Source organism: Flavobacterium cheniae (genome assembly GCF_004363695.1).
Taxonomy (GTDB): Bacteria; Bacteroidota; Bacteroidia; order Flavobacteriales; family Flavobacteriaceae; genus Flavobacterium; species Flavobacterium cheniae.
The window spans coordinates 610,868-637,270 of sequence record NZ_SNZC01000002.1 but is presented as its reverse complement, the minus strand read 5'-3'; the positions used below and the strand labels follow the sequence as shown (position 1 = coordinate 637,270).

Below are 26,403 nucleotides of genomic sequence, written 5' to 3'. Positions count from 1 at the left end.
TATATTCTTTTTCTTTAATCTATTATCTATCGACCCATGTATATTAACAACACCGAAATATCACTTGGCGAAACTCCACTAATTCGTGATGCTTGTGCGATAGTTCTTGGTCGAATTTTATTTAATTTTTGTTTGGCTTCAATTGAAATCGATTGGATTTTATCGAAATTGAAATTATCTGGAATAACCATATCTTCTAAACGAGTCAACTTATCGGCATTATTTTTTTCCTTTTCGATATAACCAGAATACTTCACTTGAATTTCAGCTTGCTCAACTACTTCTTGATCTAAATCGTGTTCTTCAATATAAGCTGCTACTTTTTTAAATTTTCTAAAATCTTCCAAATCCAATTGTGGACGAGAAAACACTTTAAACATTTTATCAGGTTGACTCATTGGTGCAGAACCTTTGGCTTCTAATATAGGATTTGCTTCTTCTGGTTTTAGACTTGTTTCTCTAAAGAAATTTACCATCGCATCCGATTGAGAGAATTTTTGTTCCATACGAATCAAACGCTCTTCTTTAGCTAAACCAATTTCAAATGCTTTTGGCGTTAATCTAAAATCTGCATTATCTTGACGCAATAAGGTTCTGTATTCGGCACGAGAAGTAAACATGCGATATGGTTCTTCTGTACCTTTAGTAATTAAGTCGTCAATTAAAACTCCAATATACGCTTCATCTCTTTTAAGGATAAACGGTTCTCTATTCTGAACTTTTAAAGCAGCATTTATTCCAGCCATTAAACCTTGAGATGCTGCTTCTTCGTAACCAGTTGTTCCATTAATTTGTCCTGCGAAATACAAACCTTCAACTAATTTAGTTTCTAAGGTGTGTTGTAATTGCGTAGGAGGGAAGTAATCGTATTCGATAGCATAACCAGGTCTGAAAAATTTCACATTCTCGAATCCGGCTACCGAACGTAAAGCTTTGAACTGAACATCTTCTGGTAACGAAGTTGAGAATCCGTTGATATAATATTCACAAGTTGTCCAACCTTCTGGTTCAACAAATAGTTGGTGACGTTCTTTATCTGCAAAACGATTAATCTTATCTTCAATCGAAGGACAATATCTCGGGCCTAAACTTTTTATTCTTCCGTTGAACATTGGACTTCTATCAAAACCTTCACGTAAAATATCGTGCACTTCTAATGAAGTATACGACATCCAACAAGAACGTTGTGTTTTTAATGGAGCGGTCAAATTCGAATACGAAAACTTTTCTGGAACATCATCGCCAGGTTGTTCTGTCATTTTAGAAAAATCCAAAGAACGACCATCTACTCGTGGAGGTGTTCCAGTTTTCATTCTTCCTGATTCGAAACCTAATTTTACTAAATCTTCAGTGATTCCAAAAGAAGCACTTTCTCCTGCACGACCACCACCAAATTGTTTATCACCAATATGAATCAATCCGTTCAAAAAAGTTCCGTTTGTCAACACAACCGACTTCGCTTTGATTTCCACTCCAAGAGAAGTTTTCACTCCTACAATCTTTCCGTTCTCTGCTAAAATCCCAGCCACCATTTCTTGGTAGAAATCCAAATTCGGAGTATTCTCCAACATGGTTCTCCACTCATCCGAAAAACGCATTCTGTCCGATTGCACTCTTGGAGACCACATTGCAGGTCCTTTTGATTTATTCAACATCTTGAATTGGATCGCGGTCTTGTCAGAAACAATTCCAGAGTATCCTCCCAAGGCATCAATCTCACGCACAATTTGTCCTTTTGCAATTCCTCCCATAGCAGGATTACACGACATCTGTGCAATGTTTTGAAGATTCATTGTCACCAAAAGCGTAGAGCACCCCATGTTGGCAGCAGCAGCAGCAGCTTCACAACCAGCGTGACCAGCACCCACAACAATTACATCATATTGATTTAAAAACATCTTTTATAAATATTATGTTCCACGTGAAACATTTAAAAAAATTCTAGTTTATAAGCTTAATGTTCCACGTGAAACATTTGCATTTTTTCTTCTTCTTTCGAGCGCATTAAAGCTTCGTCTTTTGGAGATTTATCTTTGTAACCACAATAGTGTAAGACACCATGAGACAAAACGCGTTTTAGTTCCTCTTCAAAAGAAACGTTAAAATCATTAGCGTTATCCTTTACTCGCTCAACAGAAACAAAAATATCGCCTTGTATTAAATTTCCTACCGTGTAATCAAAGCTAATAATATCCGTTAGAGTATCGTGATCTAGATACTCAACATTGATTTTATGTAGGTATTCGTCATCACAAAAGATATAATTGATTTCCCCTTCATCAAATCCTTCGGATTCAATAATACGGGAAATCCAATCTTCATATTGCTCTTCGTTGTCGAGTTCGAAATCTGTTTCGTAATTAAAACTAATCATTGCTTTTAAAATAGTTTTGAACCTTCTGGTTAAAATTGGGTTGCAAAGGTAAGCTTTGTCTGTTTAATATTTCAACACTATTCAGATATTCTTTTAATTCCTTTGAAAGTGGAGTAGTGCTACCATTATAGTTTTTGTCATTCGTTTTAGATTGACGTTTAGTATCTTCTCCTTGTTGCTGAATTGCTTTTTCTAACTTTAAAAGTTCGTATTTTAAATTCAACATCTTTTGCAAGGTCTCGTTTTTAAAACCTTTATTAATTAGTTGTTTTTCGATATCCTTCATTTGATTTAAAGCATTCTGTCCTTGACCTGTCATTCCTTCTTTTTCTAATGCTTTTTGAAGTGCGTCACGAAGTTGTCTTTGCTCTTTTAAAATATCTAATACTTTACCTGCGTTTCCTTCAGAACCGTTTTCGCCATTTTCACCATTCTCACCAGATTGTCCCTTTTGTTTTCCCAGACCGGGTTTGTCGCCAGGCTTATCTCCGGGTTTGTCGCCAGGCTTATCTCCAGGTTTCATTCCATCTTTCATTTTCTCACCAAGGCCTTCTTGTTGCTTGATGATATCTGGAAGTTGCATTCCACCTTTGCCTTGTCCCGGTTTTGGTTTTCCTTTTCCGGAACCTTGACCTTGCATTTCCATATTCATTTCGCTTTGCACATTGCTCAAATAATCAGCTAAACGGTTGGCAGAAGTTAAAACATATTGTTGATGTGAAGCTCCTTTCTGAATATTATTATCTGCTAAGGTTTCTAAAGTCTTGTCTAAATTATAATGAATTTCACCAACTTCATTAAGAATCGTTTCAGTAATTTTTGGATTACGTAAGGCAACAGAAAACAAACTATCGTCAACGTGTTTGAATTGTAATTTTAAATCTTGTTGCTTTTTTAATACTTTATTCAATTGTAAAGAACGTACTTCAGATGAATTTGTAGTCTTAATTAAACTCTCTTCGTCGAATGAAAAAGCTAATAAATTATCAAGTATCTGACGTAACAATTTAGCATCTTCTTGCATTTGTTCCATTTCACCGGATTGCATAGATTGGGCCATTTTCTGACTCATTTGTTTCATCTTTGAAGCAGCTGATTTTTGCTTCGGTTTTGCTTTCTGCTGGTTTTGTTTTTGCAATTCGTCAGAAGCTTTCTCCATGTCTTTTTTTACATCCTCTTGTTCATTCTTATCATTAGGAATATCCATTGGAGCTTTTAATTCTTTGTTTTCTTTATCTAGTTCTTCCAGTTCTTTCTTAATATCGTCAAACTCTTTATTGATAGCGTCTTGATTTTCCTTGTTATTATCTTTAGCATCATCAGCTAATTTTTCTTCCTTCTCAGCAAGCTTGTCTAATTTATCTGCGATTTGTTCCGCCTTTTGTTCCACATAAAAACGTTTCGTCAATTCAACTAACTGTTCTAAATTCTGTTGTTGATTTTTTGCATTTTGTTTTAGTTTATCAGCTTTATCAAACAATTGATCTTTCTCTAATTTCTTAGAAAGCTCTTCAAGTTCTTTTAAAAGTTTTTCATTTTTCTCTGCTTGCTTTTCAGCTTCTTCTAAACGGCGTAATAATTCTTCTTTGTCTTTATCTTGTGATTTTGGATTGAATTCTTCCAAATTCTCCGTTAGCTTTTTTGTAAATTCTTTCATCATTTCGTCTTGTTGTTTTTGACGATTGATAAAATCTTCGACTTTCTTTTGATCTTTGAAATCTAAATTAGATTTCTCTTTATTCATTTTTTGCAGTTTGTCTAATTCCGAAATTTGCTTCTCTTGATTTTGAAGCGATTTTTCTAAACTATTGATGTTTTCATTCTGCTCTTGCAATTGTTTGTCTTCTTTTTGGTCTTCAGTCAATTCATAATGAAGAAAAACAGATGATTTTGTGCTTTTATAATTGTTAACTACATCATTATCAAACACTTCAAAGTAATATTCGTAATTTACACCTTCTTCAATCGATAAGCCATTAGGAAATGAATAAATAAATTGGTCCACTGCTTGTTTATTAATGGCTAAATTCGCTTTTCGAACTGCACTTGGATTTCCTTTCGGATAAAAAACAACTTGCAATTTTGATAAACCATGATCATCGGCAACTTGACCAATCATCATTTTCGATTTTAACTTTAATGAATCAGGAGCAATTTGAACCGAAATGGTTGGGTATTGATCTTTGATAGTTGCGATTTGATACGACAATTTTTCGAACTCGTTAATGTTTCTATTCGATGTAATTACTTCGTAACTTAAATTATCTGATATTCTTCTTGAAAGCGAAAAGTTATTTTCTTTATTAGCGAAAACACTCACTTGATTATTCGTTTTGAAACTAACTTTATCAGTTGCTAAGGCATTAATTCTCCAAGTTACAACCGTACCTTCAGGAACCACAGCATTTCCAGTTCCTTGAATCACTTCCGATTTTTTACCTAAGTAGGAAGGATATTGCAAGACCATTTCAAAGTTGGCAATCGTTGGAACATCTACCACATCAATCTGATACTCTTTCGAATTTAATCCATTCGCTAAAAGCGAAAAAGTAACATCTTTTGACAATTTAGAAAACGTATATTCAAAAACTCCTGGTTTTGTGGTTTGTAAAAAATATTCTTCATCACCAATTTGAATAGCAATATTTTCAGGCATAACTTTTCCTTGTGTTTTCACTTGTAAAACAAAATCGGAATTCTGTTGCGCAGTTAATGATTTATTCAAAACCACAAATTCAAATGGAGCAGGCGGAGCGTATTTAGTTTCATAATTCAATACACGAGCAAAACTATTCGAAATGATTTCGGAATTTCCGGTAACGAAAAATAGAATCAATAATAGGATTGGAATAATCGCATAAGGTAAAAACTTCTTATTCTTGGCAAAATTCACCGCATTAGAAAACGGAATCGGTTGTAACGAAGCTGCTTTTTGTTCGATAGAAGCCGCTAATAATTCCGAAGTTTGACTTTGATTGGCCAATTGTAAAAAGTTCAACAACTTGTCTTGCACTTCGGAAAAATGATTTCCAATAATCTCAGAAGCTTGTTCATAATTGATTCCTTGTTGCAATTTGAATAATTTGAACAACGGAAAAGCAATGAATCGAATCAATAAAAACGATTCTACGCCAACGAACAACCAAAACAAAATAGTTCTTCCGGAGGTGGATAACCATAAAAAGTATTCAATCAATAAGGTAAAAATGAAATACAACAAGCCCAATCCGATGAAAAGAATGACTCCTTTTATCAGTTCGTTGGTGTAAAACTTCTTGATAAACCCTTCGAGCTTATCGAAAATAATGCTTTTTGCTTCCAAGATTGTTGATATACTGTTTATAACCGATAAAATTACAACATCTTGTGAGATTAGTCAATAGGTTTTTAGTGAAACTTAACATTTACAGAATAGGATTGTTAATAACCATAAGATTTTCTAAATTCTAAATTCTTACTTCTAATTTGTAATCGTATCTTTGCACAAAATTTAATGAAATGTCAGTAAGAGTAAGATTTGCACCTAGTCCAACTGGACCTTTGCATATTGGTGGTGTTCGTACCGCTTTATTCAATTATTTATTTGCCAAAAAACATGGTGGTACTTTCTATTTACGAATCGAAGATACCGATCAAACGCGTTTTGTTCCAGGAGCAGAAGCTTATATTTTTGAAGCTTTAGAATGGTTAGGAATAGCACCAGAAGAAACCGTTGGAAAGAATGAAAAATTCGGACCTTATCGTCAAAGCGAACGCAAAGCGATGTATCAACAATATGCGGACCAATTGATAAATTCAGGTTGGGCGTATTATGCTTTTGATACGGCTGAGAGTTTGGATGCGATGCGAAAAGAAGCAGAAGCTAATGGAAAAACGTTTATATATAATCATTCGGTTAGAGAACAATTGGATAACTCGTTGACGGTTTCACGTGAAAAAGTAGCGGAACGAATTGCAAATGGCGAACATTATGTGATCCGTTTTAAAACACCGGTGAATGAAATTTTAGAGTTAAAAGACATCATTCGTGGCGATATTAAATTTGATACGAATTTATTAGACGATAAAGTTTTGTTCAAATCAGATGGAATGCCAACCTATCATTTAGCGAATATTGTGGATGACCATTTGATGGAAACTTCGCATGTAATTCGTGGTGAAGAATGGTTGCCATCGATGCCATTACACGTTTTATTATACAAAGCTTTTGGTTGGAATGCACCCGAATTTGCACATTTACCATTGATTTTAAAACCAATTGGAAACGGAAAATTATCAAAACGTGATGGTGATAAAATGGGATTCCCAGTATTTCCATTAGAATGGAAAACAGAAGAAGGAACATCATCAGGATATAGAGAAAACGGATTTTTCCCAGAAGCGGTGATCAACTTTTTAGCTTTATTAGGTTGGAATGACGGAACCGAAAAAGAGATTTTCTCGTTAGAAGAATTGGTAGAAAAATTTGATTTAAACCGAATTCACAAAGCAGGAGCGAAGTTTGACCCTGAGAAAAACAAATGGTTCAATCATCAGTATTTACAAAAGCAAAGTGATGCAAGTTTAGCGGAAAGCTTTAAAACTATTTTAGATAAAAAAGGAATCTCAACTTCTCTCGATTTGACAAAGATTGTGGGAATGATTAAAGAAAGAGCGCATTTTGTAAATGAGTTTTGGGATTTAGCCGATTATTTCTTTGAAGCTCCAACATCATACGATGAAAAAGCAGCTAAAAACTGGAAAGAGGAAACACCAGGTTTAATGCAACAAGTGATTTCTGAATTGAATAAAATAGAAGATTTTAAATCCGTTAACATCGAAACCTTATTAAAAGAATGGATGACAACAAATGAAATTGGAATGGGGAAAGTAATGCAACCGTTACGATTGAGTTTAGTAGGAGCATTAAAAGGGCCTCATTTATTCGACATCATCGAAATGATAGGAAAAGCCGAAACGGTGAAGAGAATAGAAAAAGCAATTGCTAGTTTATAAAAGAAAAGCCCTGAAAATTCAGGGCTTTTTTGTTACTTAATTTTGCAATAATATGTTGAAACTTCGCCTCCAACAATATCATCGGTTTTGGTTATCAAAATAAAATCATAAGAAATTTTATTATAATTACCCTTTTTATCAATTATTTGTAATTTATACTCTCTATTTTCATATTGATAAGTAATGAAACCACTTTTATCTTTAGTTGTTTGTGCATCCAAATGAAATTGATCACAGTCCAATATAAGTGAGCTATCTTTAATTATAAATGTTCCTTTAAAAGGATAATCAGTATCTAGTCCTTGTCCTTTATAGTGAGTTGCTAAAACAGTGAATTCTTGAGAAAAACAATTTGTAAAACTCAAAAATAGAATTGATAATAAAAAAAATTTTAATTTCATATTATTAAATATTTATTGGCATTGTTGAAAAAGTGGGTTATTAAAAAATAGATTTAGATTCTCGTAATTTTCATTTTTACTAACTTCATTAGGCTTTCTCATCTTTTGAACAAACTTAGATTTGAAAGTCATCACTGAATTATTGTACTTATATCTATCCAATCTTCTGATTAATTCTTCGCAATTACCAAAATATTCTCTGATTTTTGAATCTACTCTTGCTCTATTCTCAAGTTCATCACCTTTATATTTATAACTCTTCAAAGATAAGTCTTCAATTATTTTATTATTACTATCAATGATAAATGAAAATGAATTTATTTTTGTTTTATGTAAACTAATTAATCTAAAACCATTATGTTCTGCTAAAGTAAAATAAGGTAATTCTTTATCAACGTACTCTAAATCAAATTTAAATGTATTGATTCTATAGCTTCCATAAGAGGCTTCTTTAATATCTAGAAGGTCGATAGTTTCCTTTTTACCTTTAATAGTATAAAAAATAGTTGTTGTTACTTTTGGCGTTTTTTCACTACCAACAGATGTCATCTGCGATGAACCTTCATCAATTATAATTTTATTTCCTTTTATATCAATTATATACTCACTCTGAGAATACAATTGAATGCTACAAAACAGAAATAAAATAAATAAAAACTTAATTTTTGTCATAAATAGTAATTTAGATGTTAAACAAGAAAGCTCAAATATAAATATTTGAGCTTTAGCTTTTTATTTTTTGTAAGTATTTTATAAATATATCGTAATCTGACCACTAATCAAACCTATATTTCCTTTCATTTTTTCGCCAAGTAACTTAACGTTGTCGTTGTTTTTTAAGTTGCCGAAGAAGTTGGTTAAACCATATTGATAACCTATTCTTGCTCTTACATTTTTAACTCCACCGTTAATTCCCACGTAGAAATTAGCGTTAATTTTTGAAACATCTACAATGTCTTTGGCAATTAAACCGGGTTGATCTAACAATAAATTGTTTTCGTCATCTTTATCAATTCCTAATTTACCATTTACTTGTAAAACCGGACCAAATTCTAAATTCAAATGGTCTTCAATTGCCACATAACTTGGTACAATATAAATTTGAACCGCCGACATTTTAAAATTCGTTTGCGTTTGTTGCAATCCTTTTAGTGTTGGAATAGAGAAATTACTATCGGTAAAAAACATCCCAAAACTCATTTGCCAGTTGTTATAATAGTTTCCTCTAACACTTAAACCACCAATCCAACCGCTTTCTGGAGTTACTGTAAAATTATCTGTATAAATATTCAATTGGGTTAAACCTGCACCAATACCAATTCTGTTACTGTCTTTAAAACCACGTTGCGCCATTGCAACTGTTGAAATCATAAGGAAAACGAAAGCTAATTTCTTCATCTGTAAAAATTTAAGCGCCAAAAGTAAACTTAAAAATTGGTTTTTGTAACTTTTTACTTTAAAAAGCGTATAATAGGTATAACTAAAACTATAAAATCATGGAGTTTATCATGTTCCCTCTTATTTTCGTTGGATTAATTGTCCTTTTATCTTCTTTCTTCACTGTAAAACAACAAACAGTTGTTGTTGTGGAACGTTTTGGAAAATTTCTTAGTTTGAGAAATTCTGGTTTACATTTAAAAATTCCAGTTGTGGATAGAATTGCGGGTCGCGTTAATCTAAGAATTCAACAATTAGATGTTATCATCGAAACCAAAACAAAAGATAACGTATTCGTTAAAATGAAAGTTTCGGTTCAGTTTAAAGTATTACAAGAAAAAGCATACGAAGCGTTTTATAAATTAGAATATCCACACGATCAAATTACGTCTTATGTATTTGACGTTGTGCGTGCTGAAGTTCCAAAATTAAAATTAGACGACGTTTTTGAGCGTAAAGATGATATTGCAGTTGCGGTAAAACGTGAGTTAAACGAAGCGATGACAACTTATGGTTATGACATTATCAATACGTTAATTACGGATATTGATCCAGATATTCAAGTTAAAAATGCGATGAACCGTATTAACGCGGCTGACCGTGAAAAAACTGCTGCAGAATATGAAGCAGAAGCAGGAAGAATCAGAATTGTTGCCAAAGCAAAAGCAGAAGCTGAAAGTAAAAGACTTCAAGGTCAAGGTATTGCTGACCAAAGAAGAGAAATTGCTCGTGGTTTAGTAGAATCAGTTGATGTGTTAAACAAAGTGGGAATTAATTCTCAAGAAGCTTCGGCTTTAATTGTTGTAACGCAACATTACGATACTTTACAAGCGATCGGTGCAGATGCAAATAGTAATTTAATTTTATTACCAAACTCACCTCAAGCTGGAAGTGACATGTTAAACAACATGGTGGCTTCATTTAGTGCATCAAACCAAGTAGGCGAAATGATGAAAAAAGGAAACATCAAAAAAGTTGCTAAGAAACATCAAAAAGACGAATTTGGAACAGAAGGAGAATCTGAAGAAGTATAAATAAATGCTGAACTAATCCCGAAACTTCGGGATAGCATGAAAAACGAAAACCATCAATTTTTAATTGGTGGTTTTTTTTATGTGATTATTAAAAATTAATTAGGTGTGAAATATATAAGAAAATAATAAAATTGTGTAATTAATTGATTCATAAATAATTGAATTTTGTAAGTACATAATTAATCCAAAAAAATCATGCCATTAGTCAATATTTTAATCGTCCTTGTTATTGTTGGGTTCCTGCTTTGGTTAGTAAACAATTACATTCCAATGGATGGCAAGATTAAAAAAATTGTCAACATTATTGTTTTAATTGTTGTTGTTGTTTGGGTGCTGAAGGCTTTTGGGCTTTTAAGCAAACTTACCAGCATACAAGTATAACTATTTCTAAATTCAATAAATAATATCATATGAATCTCAAAAGAATTTTTGGCGCCGTACTTACTATACTTGGAATTGTTGGGCTTATCTATGCTGCTTATCTATTTGTAAATAGTGGCGGAACTACACAAAATATTAAAATGCTTGCAACCTATGGAATTTTGGGTCTTGTATTTTTTATTTCGGGAATCAATCTTGTTCGTACAACAAAAGATGAAGCGTAATATATTTTTGATTCAAAAGTAAGACAACTGTAATTTTACAAGAATAACTTTTTTATCATCGATGATAAAAATTTGGTGAAAAATAATTTATCTGATTAAAAAGTCGAAAATCAAGGGAAAAAGAGTCAAAAATTAAAATAAGGCGATTTCTGATGTTTTCACCAATAAAGATGTAAAAACACTTTACCTAAAAAAGTTTTTTTCTTACAATTCATTTATGAAAGTCACTTTTTAAGTTTTTAATTATTAAAAATTAATTTTTGATAGATTTTAATAATAATAGTAAAAACTAATTGAAAATAAATTTCAAATCAGTATTAGTTATATTTTAATGAAAGTGAAATAAAAAACCTGCAATGAAAATTTTGCAGGTTTTATTATTTATATGAAAACATCTCGACTTCGCTCGATGTGACAATTATTGAAATTTTATTGTTCAGAAATTTTTGCCCAAGTATCTCTAAGTCCAACCGTTTTGTTGAAAACTAATTTTTCAGCTGTTGAATCTCTATCTACACAGAAATATCCTAAACGTTGAAATTGGAAATGCTCTAATTCTTTTGAAGTAACTAAACTTGGTTCCACATAACCTGTAATTACTTTTAATGAATTTGGATTGATAAATTCTTTAAAATCAACTTCTTTGTCTTTATCTGGACTTTCATTGGTAAATAATCGATCATAGACACGAACTTCTGCTTCTTTTGCATGAGGAATAGAAACCCAATGAATAGTTCCTTTTACTTTTCTTTGACTTGCTTCTGTTCCACTTCCTGATTTAGAATCTACGTCGTAAGTAACGTGAATTTCTGTGATTTTTCCGTTTTCGTCTTTTACAACTGATTCACCTTTAATGATATACGCATTTTTTAAACGAACTTCAGTTCCTAAAGTTAATCGGAAAAATTTCTTATGTGCTTCTTCTTGAAAATCTTCTCTTTCAATATATAATTCTTTAGAAAATGGCACTTTTCTGTAGGTCATTACTTCTTCTTCCGGATTATTTTCAGCTTCTAACCACTCTTCTTGTCCTTCAGGATAATTCGTAATTACTAATTTTACTGGATCTAAAACTGCCATTACACGAGGTGCAACTTTGTTCAAATCTTCACGAACACAGAATTCTAAAAGCGAAACATCAATCAAATTATCGCGTTTTGCAATACCGATTGTGTTAGCAAAATTTACAATAGAATTTGGTGTATAACCACGTCTTCTCATTCCAGAAATCGTACTCATACGAGGGTCATCCCAACCTGTAACGTGCTTTTCTTCAACTAATTGTAATAATTTACGTTTAGAAACAACTGTATGTGATAAATTTCTACGAGCAAATTCTCTTTGCTTTGGTCGCACCTTTGCTGGGTCATAAATTTGATTCAAAAACCAATCATATAACTCACGGTGAGGCAAGAATTCTAACGTACAAAATGAATGTGAAATTTGCTCTAAATAATCACTTTCACCATGTGCCCAGTCGTACATTGGATAGATACACCAATCGTTTCCTGTTCTATGGTGATGTGCGTGCATAATGCGGTAAATAATAGGATCACGCATCAACATATTGTTAGCACCCATCGAAATTTTAGCACGTAAAACGTGAGTTCCTTTTTCGAATTCTCCGTTTTTCATACGTGTGAATAAATCCAAATTCTCTTCGATTGAACGATTTCTGTAAGGAGAATCGGTTCCTGGTTGCGTAGGAGTTCCTTTTTGTTGCGCCATTTCTTCCGAAGTTTGGCTATCCACATACGCTTTATCTTTTTTGATTAATTCCACTGCCCAATCGTATAATTGTTGGAAATAATCAGAAGCATAACATTCTTTATCCCATTTAAAACCTAGCCATTCTACATCGCGCTTAATTGCATCAACATATTCTTGCTCTTCTTTAGATGGATTGGTATCGTCGAAACGAAGATTTACTGGTGCTTTGTAATCGATTCCTAAACCAAAATTTAAGCAAATTGCACTAGCATGACCTACATGCAAATACCCATTTGGTTCTGGTGGAAAACGAAAACGTAATTTATCTGCTGACAAACCATTTTTTAAATCTTCTTCAATGATTTGTTCTATAAAATTCAATGATTTTTCTTCTGTTGACATAGTATCAAAAATTTATGCAAAGATATATAAAGTTTCATGGTTTAATACCTTAAAAATGGCTAAAAATTGGTAAATTTGGTATATAATAAAAGAAAAAATGGGAACTATTAAATTACAAAATATTCGCACGTATTCCTATCACGGATGCTTAATTGAAGAAGGAAAAATAGGTTCTGACTACCGTGTAGATTTAGAAATAAAAACCGATTTACGTAAATCATCTCAAACCGATGAATTAGAAGATACGGTTGATTATGTATTATTAAATAAAATTGTGGTAGAAGAAATGGCGATTCGTTCTAAATTATTAGAACATGTTGCCCAACGTATTATCACTAGATGTTTTGCGGAAATTCCTTCGATTTCTCGAATAAAATTAGCAGTTTCTAAATTGAATCCTCCAATTGGTGGCGATGTAGAAGCGGTTACAATAGAAATGGAAGAGTTTAGAAATTAACTCTTCCATTTTTTTAATCTATTTTATAAACTCTTTTCTTGTACATATTACTCGATGCAACAATATGAGCTAGCGCATCTTTGGCTAATTCTTCATTTAAAGCAACCGGAATTAATTCAGTATCACTTTTTACTTTAAACTGTAATGGTTTTGCGTTTGGATTTAAGATAACAATATCATCTTCAACTCTAAATGCATACGTTTCATGGAATAACATAATGGTTCTTCCTTTTGTTCCTTTTGGTAATTTTAGTAAATTTCTTCCAGGCATTGGTGATTTAGTAATGATACCAGATAAAGCTAAAACCGTTGATGGAATATCCATTTGACTTGCCAAATTATCATAGGTAATTCCTTTATCAACATTTGGAGCAATGATCAAAGCAGGAATATGAAATTTATTTACTGGAACTAAATTTTTACCGTAAGTTCTAGTGTTATGATCTGCAATAACTACAAAAATAGTGTTCTTGTAATACGATTCTTTTTTAGCTAATTCGAAAAATTTACCAATAGAAAAATCGGCATATTTCATGGCATTATTTACGGTATTTTTCTTTTTATCGAAAAGCTTTATTCTACCATCAGGGAATTCAAATGGTTCGTGATTTGAAGTTGAAAATAACAAAGAAAAGAACGATTTATTTCCTAAACTTTTAAAATATTCATTAGCTTTTACTGCTAAATCTTCATCCGAATATCCCCAAGTTCCTTTCATGGCGTGTTTTTTTCCATCAGAATCAAAATCGGTTTCATCGATAATATTTTTGAATCCATTTCCGTTAAAAAAAGACGCCATATTATCAAAATTTGCCATTCCACCATAAATAAAACTCGTATCATAATTTTGACGACCAAAAGCATCTGCCAATGTAAAAAAACCTTGTTGTGAACCACTTAACTTAACAATACTTTCGGAAGGATTTGGTAAAAACCCAGAAGTTACAGCTTCGATTCCTCTTACACTTCGAGTTCCGGTACAATATAATTTAGTAAATAATACCCCTTCTTTAGTTAATTTATCAAATTCTGGAGTAAGTTTTAAACCGTGTAAACTACCAACATATTCAGCGCCTAAACTTTCTTCTAAAAGAATAACTACATTATATTTTGGTTGCGAAACATCAGGTTTTTGAAGATGTAAAAAAGGTACTTCTCCTGGAATAAATTCGGTAACATCCATATACTTTTTTACACGAGAATAGGCTTCTAATTCATCCATTCTACCGTACTTCTTAACATCACCTTCATTCTTCATTGAATACGCTGCAAAAGCTACTGTATAAAAGGAATTTAAACCTAATGAGTTCGTCATTTGATCCGAACAAAATATAGCGTTACTTCCGTTGATTGGACGTTTTGAAGTTAAACTACCTCTAGCTCCAAAAAATAATAAAAACGCAACTACTGGAAATAAAAGCAACTTGGTTTTATAGTTACTCTCGATAGGATAAAATACTTTTTTTCCATACTTAAAGGCATAAAACAATGCAATTCCTAATAAAATTGTAGTGATAATTAAAGAAGGTAAATAGCTTTTAATTAAAGTTCCAACGACTTCTTTGGGATAAATTAAATAATCTAAAAACAAACGATTTGGTCGCGTATCGTATTGGTTGATAAAATCTAAAGTGGCTAACTCCATTAATAGAATTAGGAACAAGAAGAAAATGAAGTAAAAGTTAAAGAACTTCTTTATTCTATTTAAAATAGTGTTTGGTAAGACAGTTAAGAGTACAAATGGAAGAAAACTTAAATAGCAAAGTAGAATAAGATCAAAACGAAGTCCGATGGTAAATAATTGAAAATAATTTGGTGTTTCAAGAACTCTTTCATTAAAAATTAGGAATAAAAAGAATCTGTTTACTGATAAAATGAATAATCCGATTGCTATAAAATTAAGAACTGGACGTAAAAAAAGTAATTTTCGCATTATTTTATCTATTGATTTCATTTCAAAGGTATTAGAAACAAGTATCGCAGATAAATAATAGCGCTTAATATTTACTTAATATTTTTTTTGGTTTCGAAGAAATAAAATGTAAATTTGCAGTCCGTTCAAATAATGGCGTCGTGGCCGAGCGGCTAGGCAGCGGTCTGCAAAACCGTCTACCCCGGTTCGAATCCGGGCGATGCCTCTAAAGAGTTACTAGAAATAGTAGCTCTTTTTTTTTGTTTTAATTTTTAAAAAAAATTAATTAAAGATATTCCGGGCGATGCCTCAAAAACCTTCTAAGAAATTTGGAGGTTTTTTTATGGAATAATTTTTAGAAAAAATTAATTAAAGATATATCGAATCCGGGAGATGCCTCTAAAACCTTCTAAGAAATCAGGAGGTTTTTTTATGGGATAATTTTTAGAAAAAATTAATTAAAGATATATCGAATCCGTGAGATGCCTCTCTAAAACCTTATAGAAATTAGGCAGTTTTTTATTTAATAATTTTAAAAACAATAGGACGAGGGGTTTTGATTAAACCATCAAATCCATTATATTCTCCTTTTATTTGATTTATTAAAACTACATCTTTTTTTCTTGCTTTTTTAATTAATTTTAGCGCTTCTGGAGTTAATTTATTTCCACTTATAATAATTGTTGGATAACTTCCTACTTTCAAATTAAATTGAGTTACTTCACAATTGATAAAAAAACAATCTATAAATTTTACTCCAATTTCTGCATCTATTAACTCTTCTATTTTAAATTCTAAAGAAGATCTAAAAGTTGAATAATCACCATTAATTGTTGTTTGATGCATAGGAATGTTTACAATTTTATAAATATGCTCTTCAACAACTTTTGAACCATCAAAATTTTCTATTTCAACAAATACTTTGGTTTCATTACCTGAACCTGGGCGAATAACATATTTTCCTTCTTTATTTTTAGAAACACCATTTCCATAAATAAGAGATGATTTTGCTCCATTTACGGCAATTGATAAATGATTTTCAACACCACGGTAAACGACGTTCATTTTGTCTAAAGCAATTACACTTTTTGAAGCTGGAATAGTATCTTGAGCATAACTATGAAAACTAATTATAAATAGAAATAATAGAAGCTTTTTCATAGTATGAATTTTTGAAATTATTCAGAAACTGTAGTATCTGGTAATAGCTTATTAGTTATCATTTCTTTTTCTTTTGGGAAGAAACCTTGTAGGATAAAAAACAAACCAAAAATTAAAATTACCATACTAATCACTCGTTTGATTTTGTAGATATTAGCAGGAATTAATTTGTGTTTCAATTGCTTTGCTAACAATATTTTAGCTACATCGAAAGCCAAATAAAACACTAAAATTGCAGCGAAAAAAACGGAAATTCGTGAAGTATTCATTTCCATTTGTGGTCCGTATGTAATGATAATCATCATCCAAAAACCCAATACTCCAATGTTAATGAAATTCAATAAAAACCCTTTGAAGAACAGAGCAAAGTAATTTTTCTTTGGAATATTATCGTCGTCTTGTTCAATTTCAGTTTGTTTTTTGAAATTTCTTTTGAGTTGAATAAACGAAATTAATCCGTAAGCCAACATGATAATTCCGCCAATAACAAATAAAGTAGGATTATCTTTTAATTGTTCTAAAAGTTGATTGGTACTTAAATAAGCAATTAAAATAAAAATAATATCACTAAAAACAATTCCTAAATCAAAAGTAAAAGCCGCTCTAAAACCTTTTGTAATACTAGTTTCAAGTAAAACAAAAAAACCAGGACCAATTGAAAAAGCTAACAAAAGTCCCCAAGGAATTGCGGTAAGTATATCGTGTAAGAACAAAGTACGAAATTAAAAGTTGGAACTACGAAGTTAAGGAATTATTATCAAATTATTTCGCTTGTTCGATAGTTCCTCCGGCTATTTTCTTTTCGTTGATTTGTTTTGGTTTCCCATAAATAGTGATTTCACCACCTGCTCTTGTTTTAGCATCCACTAAATCAGTTGCATATACATTTGCCATTCCACCAGCATTTACAGTTACGACGGTTTGTTGTGTTTTACAATCTTGACCATCGTATTTTCCTCCAGAATTGGATAAAATATCTTGATTTTTTACCGTTCCTTTTGTAGTTACAATACTTCCTTGCGAAACACGAACTTGTAATCTATCGGCTTGTAAATTAGTTAGTTTTACTTCAGAGCCTTCTTTACAAATGATGTCAAAATTAATGGCAGAAATTTCATCTTTTGAAGCAATTCTACTTCCTTCATTAGCTTCTACAGCATCTAATTTTTTGTAATAAACCGTAGCGGAAACATCGTCGCCACTTAACATTTTTGTTAACGGCATTCTGATTTTTAATTCACCATTTTTATTTACTACTTCTACTTCTTGCGAATTAGCTCCAGTTAAAACGATTTTATTTTCAGATGAAGCTACTAAGTTGACATCAATTTTATCAAATGCGGTTACTTTGGTAAAATCACCTACGTTTTTTTCAGTTTGGGCAAAAGCTATCGAACTAATTAATAATAAACTGTAAACTATTTTTTTCATTTTTTAAATATATTTTTTAAAATACATTAATGTCAATATGATTATTAACATTTGTATTATATTCATTATGATTCTATTTTTAATTATAATTTTAAATAATAAATCAAGTATAAAAGTAAAAAGTGATAATGGAATCAATAAAATATTATAAACTAAAATAATATCTTGTTGAGTTCCTTTCTTTTCATAGAAAAAGTAAATCTTAAAAAAAATGAAAACTAATATAATTCCTAAAACACTAAAAACTGAAATATTATTTTTTATAAATTCTATTACTTTCATCTTAATTATGAGATTTCTCCTTGCGTCGAAATGACAACTTTGTTTCTAACTAATCACTTAATTACTCTCTCTTTCTCAAATAATGAAAATCCAATTGTTTCTTCACTAAATCGGCATTTTTTACTTTAACGTAAATTTCGTCTCCTAATTGTAAAATGTTTTTAGAAACTTCACCAACTAACGCATATTGTTTGTCATCAAAAGTGTAATAATCATCTTTTATTTCACGAATTCTAACCATTCCTTCGCATTTATTTTCGATGATTTCTACATAAATTCCCCATTCGGTTACTCCAGAAATTACACCTAAAAACTCTTCGTCTTTATGATCTTGCATGTATTTTACTTGCATGTATTTCACAGAATCTCTTTCGGCTTGAGCGGCTAAACCTTCCATTTGTGAAGAATGCACACATTTTTCTTCGTATTCTTCTTCACTTACACTTTTTCCGCCATCTATGTAAAATTGTAACAAACGGTGTGCCATAACATCAGGATAACGACGAATTGGCGATGTAAAATGACTGTAATAATCAAATGCTAATCCGTAGTGACCAATATTTTCAGTTGAATAAGCTGCTTTGCTCATACTTCGAATTGTAAGCGTATCTACCAAATTTTGTTCTTTTTTACCCACAACTTCCGAAAGTAAATTATTCAACGAACTTGAAATATCTTTTTTAGAACGGAAATTTATCGAATAACCAAACTTAGCAATCACGGTTTGAAGATTGATTAATTTATCTTCATTTGGTTCATCGTGAATTCTGTAAATAAAGGTTTTCTTTTGTTTCCCAATGAATTCTGCTACTTTTCTATTCGCTAACAACATGAATTCTTCAATCAAATGATTGGCATCTTTACTTTGTTTGAAGTAAACTCCAATTGGTTCCGCTTCTTCATTTAAATTGAATTTTACTTCTACTTTATCAAACGAAATCGCTCCAGCTGCCATTCTTTTTCTTCGAAGAATTTTAGCTAATTCATCCATTTTTAAAGTAGCGTCAACTATTGGTTTTGGAACGATGTATTCGCTTCCAGTTAATGAAATTTCGGCTGGAATAACGTCTGATTTTGTTTCGATGATACTCTGAGCTTCTTCATACGCAAAACGTTGATCAGAATACGTTACTGTTCGTCCAAACCATGCGTCTAAAACTTCTGCTTTATTATTCAATTGAAAAACCGCTGAAAACGTATATTTTTCTTCATGAGGACGAAGTGAACAAGCAAAGTTAGATAACACTTCTGGTAACATTGGAACTACTCTATCTACCAAATACACAGAAGTTGCTCTTTTATAAGCTTCATCATCTAAAATAGTTCCTTCTTGTAAATAATGCGAAACATCAGCAATATGAACACCAATTTCGTAATTTCCATTTTCTAAGACTTGAAACGATAACGCGTCATCAAAATCTTTAGCATCTTTTGGGTCAATCGTAAAGGTTAAAACGTCACGCATATCGCGACGTTTTTTAATTTCCTCTTCAGTTATTGAAGTATCTATTTTATTCGCATACGCTTCTACTTCAATTGGAAAATCGTATGGTAAACCATATTCAGCTAAAATCGCATGAATTTCGGTGTTGTGTTCGCCTGGTTTTCCTAAAACTTTTATAACAGAACCAAAAGGAGAATCGGCTTTTTTTGGCCAATCTTCTAAGGTTACTAAAACCACATCTCCATGTTCTGCATCACCAATTTTATTTTTTGGGATGAAAATATCGGTATACATTTTAGCATTAGCTGTTGTTACGAAAGCAAAGTTTTTTTGAATATCAATAACCCCAACAAATTCTGATTTTTTACGTTCTAAAATTTCTAAAACTTCTGCTTCTGGTTTACGTGAACTTCTTCTATTGTAAATATAAGCTTTCACTTTATCACCGTCTAACGCATGATTTAAGTTAATAAACGGAACAAAAACATCGTCTTCTAATTCATCACAAACAAAATATCCTGTTTTACGAGACGTCATATCAATAACTCCTTCGTAATATTCGGCTTTGGAAATAATTTGATATTTTCCAATTTCCGTTTCGTGAATTTTATCTTGTGCTTTTAGTATTTTTAAATCTCTAATTATTTCGTTTCGGCTTTTGGTATCGCTTAACTCTAAAACAGCAGCTATTTGCTTGTAATTAAAAGATTTAGAAGGTTCTCTTGAAAGTATTTTAAATATTTGTGCAGTAAAATCTTTTGGTTTATTTCCTAATTTTTTTGGTTTCTTACTCATTGTATCATTTTCAATTATTGGTTAAAGTTACAAAATACAACAATGTAAAACGAAAATGTATTTCAGTTTTAATATAAAAATAACTTATCGTAACTTTATAATGTAAATCAATTCAGATGGAAAATTTTGTAACCGTTGCTGTTTTTAACTACCAACACGAAACTTTAATTATTAAAAATTTATTAGAGCAAGAAGGTATTGCTTACTTTTTTGAAAACGAAACTATCGTTGGAATCGATCCATTTGCTACAATTGCTTATGGTGGAATCAAATTAAAAGTACATCCAAACGATGAAGCAACCGTAAAAGAAATTCTAAAAAAACTAAACGAAGACGATCATTTAAAAATTGTTTAATTTTTTAAAAGCTGAAAGTTTTCAACATTTATTAAATACAACAAAAAATATTTTTAATTAAATTTAAATTTATGATGGTTATTATAGCGTGTTAATATGTGGAATAAGTTTTTTTACAGAAGTAGTTTTTAAAAGTTATCGTTACTTATACAACGTAATTAACAATTTAAAAATTTAGTAAAGAACTGAAAATAAGACCTTCTAAATTCTTTCTTTTGTAGTTATCAACAGTTGTTGAAAATAGATTTTATATTCGTTTTGTAAATAACTTCAATTGTTGATTTCTGTTGAAAACTGATTTTTTTCTATTGATAACTTTTCTAAAAATTCGTGAAACTAAATTAGGATTTTTAATTCCGGTTTTTGATTACAAATTTTTTCTTTACAACCTAAAAAAACTTCTAAATTTCTATCCAAAGTTGTTAACAATTATTGTTAAATTAAGGTTAACTGATTATCAAGGATTTACGTAAAGAAGTTAACAATGTGTAATTTTTAGTTTACTTTCTTATATAATTCATTGATTTTAAAGGATTTGTTTAAAAAAATATCAAAATCCAAATCATATTATTATTACTCCTTTATCTTTAGTATTTTTGCATATACAAAACACACAACAACTTATGAAAATTTCAATTGGAAACGACCACGCTGGTCCAGATTATAAAAAAGCTATTGTTCAATATTTAGAAGAAAAAGGACATACCATTTTTAATCACGGAACTGATACTTTTGATAGTGTTGATTATCCTGATTTTGGTCATCCAGTAGCCTATGATGTGGAATCAAAAAAAGCGGACTTAGGAATTGTAATTTGCGGTTCAGGAAATGGAATTGCGATGACAGCTAACAAACACCAAGACATTCGTTGTGCACTTTGTTGGACAAAAGAAATTGCCGCTTTAGCTCGCCAACATAACGATGCTAATATTATCAGTATTCCAGCACGTTATACTTCTATTCAGCAAGCTATTGAAATGGTAGATACGTTTTTAAATACACCATTTGAAGGAGGAAGACACGGAAATCGCGTGAAAAAAATTGCTTGTAAATAATCAATAATCTTAAAATCAATTCAAATGGAACTCCTAAAAATAGATTTGAATTGTATTAAAAACACTTATAAAAAACGACCATGTGATTCTAACAAAGGAACGCATGGTCATGCTTTGTTAATTGCAGGTAGTTCAAATAAAATGGGAGCTGCTATTATTGCTTCAAAAGCTTGCTTGCGTTCTGGAGTTGGTTTATTAACAGTAGCTTTTTATCCCGAAAACAAAAGTGTTCTTTTCAATTCGATTCCCGAAGCGATGTATGCCAATTCTTGTGTGATGAATGATTTATCACCTTATCAAGCTATTGGAATTGGTCCCGGAATTGGAGTTGATGAAATCAGTCTACAATACATTTACCAGTTGTACGAAAATAAACTTCCGGTTGTTTTTGATGCCGACGCTTTGAATTTAATTGCAAATTATAAAATCGATTGGAATAATTTTAATTTTCCATTTGTGCTAACGCCACATCCAAAAGAATTTGACCGATTATTTGGCGAACATGATTCTGAATCCGAAAGAAGAAGTATAGCGATTCAAAAAGCGGCAGCTTTAAATTGTGTAATCGTTTTAAAAGGACACAAAACGTTTATCACTGACGGAATTCACACTTTTGAAAACACTACAGGAAATTCAGGTTTAGCAAAAGGTGGTTCTGGAGATGCGTTAACTGGAATGATTACTTCTTTTTTAGCGCAAGGTTATACTACTTTGGAAGCGACTAAATTAGGTGTTTATCTTCATGGATTGGCTGCTGATATTACACTTGAAACGCAAAGTGAAGAAAGTATGTTAATAACTGATGTTATTGAAAATATCGGATTAGCTTTTAAACATTTGAATTCCAAAATACAATAAAACAACCTGAAGTATCGCAATTGCGTAGAAACTCAAAATAAAAGAAAATTTATTGGTTTTGTGTTTGAAAAGATACATGCTTAAAATTCCACCAATAGTTCCGCCAATTCCAGTTAACAAAAGCAAATTGAATTCCGAAATGCGTCTTTTATTGTTTTTAGCTCGCCATTTATCGTAGCCAAAAGTTAAAAAACAGAGGCTGTTAATCACAATTAAATAAATAAATAGTACTTCCAAAAGCTAATAATTTTGTCCAAAGATAGTATTTTAGCAGTTCAATTTTTATTTACAATGACTAACATTCAATTCATTCAAAACCAAACCAACATTGCTCCAAAAAGCATTGAAGCTACTATAAAATTACTTTTAGAAGATTGTACGATTCCGTTTATTTCGCGTTACCGAAAAGACCAAACCGGAAATTTAGATGAGGTGCAAATCGAAGCGATTTCGAAATTAAACAAACAATTTGACGAAATCATCAAGCGTAAAGAAAGCATTTTAAAATCGATTGAAGAACAAAATGCACTTTCGCCTGAATTGAAATCCAAAATTGAAAACAGTTTCGATTTACAAGAATTGGAAGATTTTTATTTGCCTTACAAAAAGAAGAAAAAAACCAAAGCCGATGTCGCTCGTGAAAACGGATTAGAACCATTGGCAAAAATTATCATGAGTCAAAAAAATGATGATATTGAGTTTTTAGCCTCGAAATATTTGAATGCAAACGTTAAAAACGAAGACGAAGCCTTACAAGGCGCTCGCGATATTATTGCCGAATGGATTAACGAAAACATCTTTATTCGTAAAAATTTACGTCGCTTGTTCCAACGAAAAGCCGAAATCACAACCAAAGTCGTTAAAACCAAAAAAGACGACGAAGGAGCTCAAAAATTCTCCCAATATTTTGATTGGGCAGAACCGATTTCTAAAGCGCCATCGCATCGTTTATTAGCCATGTTGCGTGCCGAAGCTGAAGGTTTTGTGAAGTTAAATGTCGCTGTTGAAAAAGAAGAAGCTTTAGATTTCATCGAAGAAAACATTATCAAAAATAAAAATTCTGATACAACTTCTCATTTAGAATTAGCGATTAAAGACAGCTACAAACGTTTGTTAGAACCCGCTATTTCTAATGAAACCTTACAAGAGGCAAAAGCCAAAGCCGACATAAAAGCAATTGATGTGTTTTCTGAAAATTTACGTCAGTTGTTGTTAGCGCCACCATTAGGAGAAAAACGAATTTTAGCCATCGACCCAGGATATAGAACTGGTTGTAAAGTGGTTTGTTTGGATGAGAAAGGTGATTTGTTAAACAACGAAACTATTTATCCACACGCACCACAAAACGATACCGCTATGGCGATGAAAAAAATTCGTTCGATGGTGAATGCCTATAACATTGAAGCGATTTCTATTGGAAACGGAACCGCTTCTCGTGAAACTGAATTTTTCATTAAAAAAATCGCTTTTGATAAACCTGTTCAAGTTTTTGTAGTTTCAGAAGCAGGAGCATCGGTGTATTCTGCGAGTAAAATTGCGCGTGAAGAGTTTTCTAATTACGATGTAACGGTTCGTGGTTCGGTTTCGATTGGAAGACGACTTTCTGATCCATTGGCAGAATTGGTAAAAATCGATCCAAAATCAATCGGAGTTGGACAATATCAACATGATGTGGACCAAACCAAATTACAATCAGCATTAGATAGCACGGTAATGAGTTGTGTGAATTCTGTTGGAATTAATATCAACACTGCTAGTAAATCGTTGCTGAGTTATGTTTCAGGAATTGGTGAAAAAATGGCTGAAAATATTATTACCTATCGTTCAGAAAATGGCCCTTTTGAAGATAGAAAGCAACTGAAAAAAGTACCACGTTTAGGTGAAAAAGCGTACCAACAAGCCGCAGCTTTTATTAGAATTCGCGATGGAAAAAATCCGTTGGATAATTCAGCTGTGCATCCAGAAGCTTATCCTATTGTGGAAAAAATGGCAAAAGATTTGGGTATCAAAACCAATGAATTAATTGCTAATAAAGAAAAAATCGCGCAGATAAAACCAGAAAATTACATCACAGCAGAAATCGGAATTTTAACCTTAAAAGATATTTTAAAAGAGCTAGAAAAACCAGGATTAGACCCAAGAAAAGCCGCAAAAATTTTCGAATTTGACCCGAATGTAAAAACCATAAAAGATTTACGTATTGGTATGATTTTACCTGGAATCGTAAATAACATTACCGCTTTTGGTTGTTTTGTTGATGTTGGCATCAAAGAAAGTGGTTTGGTTCACATTTCGCAACTAAAAGAAGGTTATGTTTCCGATGTAAACGAAGTAGTAAAAATGCACCAACATGTACAAGTAAAAGTCGTTGAGGTAGACGAAGCGAGAAAGAGAATTCAGTTGACGATGATTTTATAAAAACAAAAAATCCCAAATTCTAAATTTAGAGTTTGGGATTTATTATATTCGAACTAAATAAAAACTTATTCTTTTTCTTTAGTTTCTTCTTCTTTTTTAGAATTTGCTGGTTGGTCGTCTTTGGCAGCGTTTTTAAATTCTTTAATACCTGTTCCAATTCCTTTCATCAATTCTGGAATTTTTTTACCACCAAAAAGTAAAACTACAATAGCGATAATTAATATTACTTGCATAGGGCCTATTACTCCCAAAAATATGGTTAAAGCATTCATGATTTTAGTATTTTAAAGTACAAAGATATAAAGAAATTACCAATTCATTATTTTTTAACGATTTATTATCAGGTTTCAATTTACAAACACGTTGTATTTAGTATATTTGTGATATAAATTAATGCAATAAATGGCTAACAAAAAGCTAAAACGTCAGTTACTTCTTAAAAAGTTATACAACAAAAGAAGATTAGTTATTCTTAACGAAGATACTTTTGAAGAAACGTTTTCATTAAAATTAAACTTAATGAATGTCTTTGTTGTGGGAACCATTGGCGCCATTTTAATCATTTTTGTAACTACTTATATCATTGCTTTTACGCCTTTGCGCGAATATATTCCAGGTTATGCTTCTTCAAAATTAAAACAAGATGCATTGGAAATGGCTATAAAATCAGACTCTCTTGAAAAATCAGTAAAAATCAACAACGCTTATATCGCTTCCATCAAAAAAGTATTAACAGGCGATTTAGAGTATGCAAAGCTGAACAAAGATTCCATTAAAGCTTTAGATGTTTCTGATATAGATGTTTCTGGACTTTCACCAACAGAAAAAGAGCAAGAATTAAGAGATCAAGTTATTAAAGAAGATAAATATAATGTATTTGAATCTTCAACACCTAAAGTAAGTTTTGTTTTGTTTCCGCCTGCCCAAGGAAGTATTTTACAAAAATATAATGCAGGAAATAAACATTTAGCCGTTACAATCGCACTTACAAATAACACACCAATAAAATCCGTTGGAGCTGGAACCATCATTTTTTCCGATTGGACACCAAGTTCGGGTTATGTAGTGATTGTTCGCCATAAAGATGATATTTTATCGGTGTATAAAAATGCAGCTTCTGTAACTAAAAAACAAGGAAACACGGTAAAAGCAGGAGAAGTTATTGCTCTTGCAGGAAATGCAAATACAGTTCAAAATTCGGGCGCTACGTTGCATTTTGAATTATGGAAAGATGGTTTCCCAATTGACCCAACGCAGTTTATCAATTTCAATTAAC

The 26,403-nt window shown here is 31.6% G+C and carries 24 protein-coding genes and 1 tRNA gene; 11 read left to right on the top strand and 14 right to left on the bottom strand.

From position 1 onward, the window contains the following. Positions 1–26 precede the first annotated feature (26 nt). Genes mnmG through C8D80_RS07920 form a run of 3 tightly spaced genes read right to left on the bottom strand, consistent with a single transcriptional unit; the run spans position 27 to position 5,696 of the window. Positions 27–1,898 (bottom strand): tRNA uridine-5-carboxymethylaminomethyl(34) synthesis enzyme MnmG, encoded by a 1,872-nt coding sequence (gene mnmG, locus C8D80_RS07930; protein WP_133609113.1) that lies wholly within the window; start codon positions 1,896–1,898, stop codon positions 27–29. A gap of 56 nt (positions 1,899–1,954) precedes the next feature. Then, complete coding sequence (ybeY, locus tag C8D80_RS07925) at positions 1,955–2,374, bottom strand: rRNA maturation RNase YbeY (RefSeq protein ID WP_133609111.1); 420 nt, start codon at positions 2,372–2,374, stop codon at positions 1,955–1,957. After that, the gene (locus C8D80_RS07920) at positions 2,367–5,696 is read right to left on the bottom strand and encodes a DUF4175 family protein (protein WP_162845046.1); all 3,330 of its coding nucleotides are present in this window, start codon (positions 5,694–5,696) and stop codon (positions 2,367–2,369) included. Before C8D80_RS07920 ends, ybeY begins: the two co-directional genes overlap by 8 nt. Before the next feature lie 176 nt (positions 5,697–5,872). Here C8D80_RS07920 and gltX point away from each other — a divergent pair, with 176 nt between their 5' ends. Next, positions 5,873–7,369 (top strand): glutamate--tRNA ligase, encoded by a 1,497-nt coding sequence (gene gltX / locus C8D80_RS07915; protein ID WP_133609109.1) that lies wholly within the window; start codon positions 5,873–5,875, stop codon positions 7,367–7,369. 32 nt (positions 7,370–7,401) lie between these two features. On the opposite strand, the gene C8D80_RS07910 is transcribed toward gltX, so the two are convergent. From C8D80_RS07910 to C8D80_RS07900, 3 genes are all read right to left on the bottom strand, one after another. Then, a complete protein-coding gene (locus C8D80_RS07910; RefSeq protein ID WP_133609107.1) occupies positions 7,402–7,770 on the bottom strand; it encodes a hypothetical protein in 369 nt (122 codons plus the stop codon). 12 nt (positions 7,771–7,782) lie between these two features. After that, positions 7,783–8,442, bottom strand: a complete 660-nt coding sequence (locus C8D80_RS07905; RefSeq protein ID WP_133609105.1) for a hypothetical protein — start codon at positions 8,440–8,442, stop codon at positions 7,783–7,785. Between the two features lie 78 nt (positions 8,443–8,520). Then, complete coding sequence (locus C8D80_RS07900) at positions 8,521–9,168, bottom strand: PorT family protein (RefSeq protein ID WP_133609103.1); 648 nt, start codon at positions 9,166–9,168, stop codon at positions 8,521–8,523. Between the two features lie 98 nt (positions 9,169–9,266). On the opposite strand from C8D80_RS07900, the gene C8D80_RS07895 reads away from it, so the two are divergent. From C8D80_RS07895 to C8D80_RS07885, 3 genes are all read left to right on the top strand, one after another. After that, the gene (locus C8D80_RS07895; RefSeq protein ID WP_133609102.1) at positions 9,267–10,241 is read left to right on the top strand and encodes an SPFH domain-containing protein; all 975 of its coding nucleotides are present in this window, start codon (positions 9,267–9,269) and stop codon (positions 10,239–10,241) included. A gap of 195 nt (positions 10,242–10,436) precedes the next feature. Next, entirely contained in the window at positions 10,437–10,622 is a 186-nt protein-coding gene (locus tag C8D80_RS12810) for a Thivi_2564 family membrane protein (protein WP_133609100.1), read from the top strand. Between the two features lie 29 nt (positions 10,623–10,651). Next, positions 10,652–10,846 (top strand): hypothetical protein, encoded by a 195-nt coding sequence (locus tag C8D80_RS07885; RefSeq protein ID WP_133609098.1) that lies wholly within the window; start codon positions 10,652–10,654, stop codon positions 10,844–10,846. A gap of 429 nt (positions 10,847–11,275) precedes the next feature. Here C8D80_RS07885 and C8D80_RS07880 read toward each other — a convergent pair whose 3' ends face one another. Continuing rightward, a complete protein-coding gene (locus tag C8D80_RS07880; RefSeq protein ID WP_133609096.1) occupies positions 11,276–12,958 on the bottom strand; it encodes a glutamine--tRNA ligase/YqeY domain fusion protein in 1,683 nt (560 codons plus the stop codon). 97 nt (positions 12,959–13,055) lie between these two features. Here C8D80_RS07880 and folB point away from each other — a divergent pair, with 97 nt between their 5' ends. Then, positions 13,056–13,415: a dihydroneopterin aldolase gene (gene folB / locus C8D80_RS07875; RefSeq protein ID WP_133609095.1), complete on the top strand. Its 360-nt coding sequence runs from the start codon at positions 13,056–13,058 to the stop codon at positions 13,413–13,415. A gap of 13 nt (positions 13,416–13,428) precedes the next feature. Here folB and C8D80_RS07870 read toward each other — a convergent pair whose 3' ends face one another. Continuing rightward, positions 13,429–15,369 carry an LTA synthase family protein gene (locus tag C8D80_RS07870; protein WP_242004828.1) on the bottom strand — a complete coding sequence of 647 codons (1,941 nt, stop codon included), beginning with the start codon at positions 15,367–15,369 and terminating at the stop codon, positions 13,429–13,431. 113 nt (positions 15,370–15,482) lie between these two features. Here C8D80_RS07870 and C8D80_RS07865 point away from each other — a divergent pair. Next, positions 15,483–15,553 (top strand) — tRNA-Cys (locus C8D80_RS07865). Positions 15,554–15,846: 293 nt separating this feature from the next. On the opposite strand, the gene C8D80_RS07860 is transcribed toward C8D80_RS07865, so the two are convergent. The 4 genes from C8D80_RS07860 to rnr form a co-directional block, all read right to left on the bottom strand. Further along, complete coding sequence (locus C8D80_RS07860) at positions 15,847–16,488, bottom strand: GldM family protein (RefSeq protein ID WP_133609093.1); 642 nt, start codon at positions 16,486–16,488, stop codon at positions 15,847–15,849. Positions 16,489–16,505: 17 nt separating this feature from the next. Further along, complete coding sequence (locus C8D80_RS07855) at positions 16,506–17,201, bottom strand: LysE family translocator (RefSeq protein ID WP_133609091.1); 696 nt, start codon at positions 17,199–17,201, stop codon at positions 16,506–16,508. A gap of 49 nt (positions 17,202–17,250) precedes the next feature. After that, positions 17,251–17,919, bottom strand: a complete 669-nt coding sequence (locus tag C8D80_RS07850; protein WP_133609089.1) for a head GIN domain-containing protein — start codon at positions 17,917–17,919, stop codon at positions 17,251–17,253. A 343-nt stretch (positions 17,920–18,262) separates the two neighbouring features. Further along, entirely contained in the window at positions 18,263–20,440 is a 2,178-nt protein-coding gene (gene rnr / locus C8D80_RS07845; RefSeq protein WP_133609086.1) for a ribonuclease R, read from the bottom strand. 116 nt (positions 20,441–20,556) lie between these two features. Here rnr and C8D80_RS07840 point away from each other — a divergent pair, with 116 nt between their 5' ends. The 3 genes from C8D80_RS07840 to C8D80_RS07830 all read left to right on the top strand — a co-directional run bounded on the left by C8D80_RS07840 (position 20,557) and on the right by C8D80_RS07830 (position 22,709). Then, a complete protein-coding gene (locus tag C8D80_RS07840; protein WP_026725428.1) occupies positions 20,557–20,796 on the top strand; it encodes a hypothetical protein in 240 nt (79 codons plus the stop codon). 623 nt (positions 20,797–21,419) lie between these two features. Beyond that, entirely contained in the window at positions 21,420–21,851 is a 432-nt protein-coding gene (gene rpiB, locus C8D80_RS07835; RefSeq protein ID WP_111566511.1) for a ribose 5-phosphate isomerase B, read from the top strand. A 24-nt stretch (positions 21,852–21,875) separates the two neighbouring features. Continuing rightward, entirely contained in the window at positions 21,876–22,709 is an 834-nt protein-coding gene (locus C8D80_RS07830; RefSeq protein WP_133609084.1) for an NAD(P)H-hydrate dehydratase, read from the top strand. On the opposite strand, the gene C8D80_RS07825 is transcribed toward C8D80_RS07830, so the two are convergent. Further along, positions 22,674–22,919 carry a DUF1294 domain-containing protein gene (locus C8D80_RS07825; RefSeq protein WP_242004829.1) on the bottom strand — a complete coding sequence of 82 codons (246 nt, stop codon included), beginning with the start codon at positions 22,917–22,919 and terminating at the stop codon, positions 22,674–22,676. The two genes, C8D80_RS07830 and C8D80_RS07825, sit on opposite strands and share 36 nt — an antisense overlap. An 81-nt stretch (positions 22,920–23,000) precedes the next feature. On the opposite strand from C8D80_RS07825, the gene C8D80_RS07820 reads away from it, so the two are divergent. Then, the gene (locus C8D80_RS07820; RefSeq protein WP_133609080.1) at positions 23,001–25,127 is read left to right on the top strand and encodes a Tex family protein; all 2,127 of its coding nucleotides are present in this window, start codon (positions 23,001–23,003) and stop codon (positions 25,125–25,127) included. Between the two features lie 65 nt (positions 25,128–25,192). Here the strand turns inward: C8D80_RS07820 and C8D80_RS07815 are convergent, their stop codons facing one another. Further along, positions 25,193–25,399: a Sec-independent protein translocase subunit TatA/TatB gene (locus C8D80_RS07815; RefSeq protein ID WP_133609078.1), complete on the bottom strand. Its 207-nt coding sequence runs from the start codon at positions 25,397–25,399 to the stop codon at positions 25,193–25,195. Between the two features lie 130 nt (positions 25,400–25,529). On the opposite strand from C8D80_RS07815, the gene C8D80_RS07810 reads away from it, so the two are divergent. Continuing rightward, positions 25,530–26,402 carry a murein hydrolase activator EnvC family protein gene (locus C8D80_RS07810; RefSeq protein WP_133609076.1) on the top strand — a complete coding sequence of 291 codons (873 nt, stop codon included), beginning with the start codon at positions 25,530–25,532 and terminating at the stop codon, positions 26,400–26,402. The last annotated feature ends 1 nt before the right edge of the window (position 26,403 follow it).

Excerpts from the sequence above, each read along its gene's own strand:
- C8D80_RS07905 (WP_133609105.1), bottom strand. The coding sequence starts at position 8,442 with ATGACAAAAATTAAGTTTTTATTTATTTTATTTCTGTTTTGTAGCATT.
- C8D80_RS07820 (WP_133609080.1), top strand. The coding sequence starts at position 23,001 with ATGACTAACATTCAATTCATTCAAAACCAAACCAACATTGCTCCAAAA.
- gltX (WP_133609109.1), top strand. The coding sequence starts at position 5,873 with ATGTCAGTAAGAGTAAGATTTGCACCTAGTCCAACTGGACCTTTGCAT.
- C8D80_RS07840 (WP_026725428.1), top strand. The coding sequence starts at position 20,557 with ATGGAAAATTTTGTAACCGTTGCTGTTTTTAACTACCAACACGAAACT.
- mnmG (WP_133609113.1), bottom strand. The coding sequence starts at position 1,898 with ATGTTTTTAAATCAATATGATGTAATTGTTGTGGGTGCTGGTCACGCT.
- C8D80_RS07860 (WP_133609093.1), bottom strand. The coding sequence starts at position 16,488 with ATGAAAAAGCTTCTATTATTTCTATTTATAATTAGTTTTCATAGTTAT.
- C8D80_RS07850 (WP_133609089.1), bottom strand. The coding sequence starts at position 17,919 with ATGAAAAAAATAGTTTACAGTTTATTATTAATTAGTTCGATAGCTTTT.
- C8D80_RS07900 (WP_133609103.1), bottom strand. The coding sequence starts at position 9,168 with ATGAAGAAATTAGCTTTCGTTTTCCTTATGATTTCAACAGTTGCAATG.
- folB (WP_133609095.1), top strand. The coding sequence starts at position 13,056 with ATGGGAACTATTAAATTACAAAATATTCGCACGTATTCCTATCACGGA.
- C8D80_RS07815 (WP_133609078.1), bottom strand. The coding sequence starts at position 25,399 with ATGAATGCTTTAACCATATTTTTGGGAGTAATAGGCCCTATGCAAGTA.
- rpiB (WP_111566511.1), top strand. The coding sequence starts at position 21,420 with ATGAAAATTTCAATTGGAAACGACCACGCTGGTCCAGATTATAAAAAA.
- C8D80_RS12810 (WP_133609100.1), top strand. The coding sequence starts at position 10,437 with ATGCCATTAGTCAATATTTTAATCGTCCTTGTTATTGTTGGGTTCCTG.
- C8D80_RS07810 (WP_133609076.1), top strand. The coding sequence starts at position 25,530 with ATGGCTAACAAAAAGCTAAAACGTCAGTTACTTCTTAAAAAGTTATAC.
- C8D80_RS07895 (WP_133609102.1), top strand. The coding sequence starts at position 9,267 with ATGGAGTTTATCATGTTCCCTCTTATTTTCGTTGGATTAATTGTCCTT.
- C8D80_RS07830 (WP_133609084.1), top strand. The coding sequence starts at position 21,876 with ATGGAACTCCTAAAAATAGATTTGAATTGTATTAAAAACACTTATAAA.
- rnr (WP_133609086.1), bottom strand. The coding sequence starts at position 20,440 with ATGAGTAAGAAACCAAAAAAATTAGGAAATAAACCAAAAGATTTTACT.
- ybeY (WP_133609111.1), bottom strand. The coding sequence starts at position 2,374 with ATGATTAGTTTTAATTACGAAACAGATTTCGAACTCGACAACGAAGAG.
- C8D80_RS07870 (WP_242004828.1), bottom strand. The coding sequence starts at position 15,369 with ATGAAATCAATAGATAAAATAATGCGAAAATTACTTTTTTTACGTCCA.
- C8D80_RS07910 (WP_133609107.1), bottom strand. The coding sequence starts at position 7,770 with ATGAAATTAAAATTTTTTTTATTATCAATTCTATTTTTGAGTTTTACA.
- C8D80_RS07885 (WP_133609098.1), top strand. The coding sequence starts at position 10,652 with ATGAATCTCAAAAGAATTTTTGGCGCCGTACTTACTATACTTGGAATT.
- C8D80_RS07880 (WP_133609096.1), bottom strand. The coding sequence starts at position 12,958 with ATGTCAACAGAAGAAAAATCATTGAATTTTATAGAACAAATCATTGAA.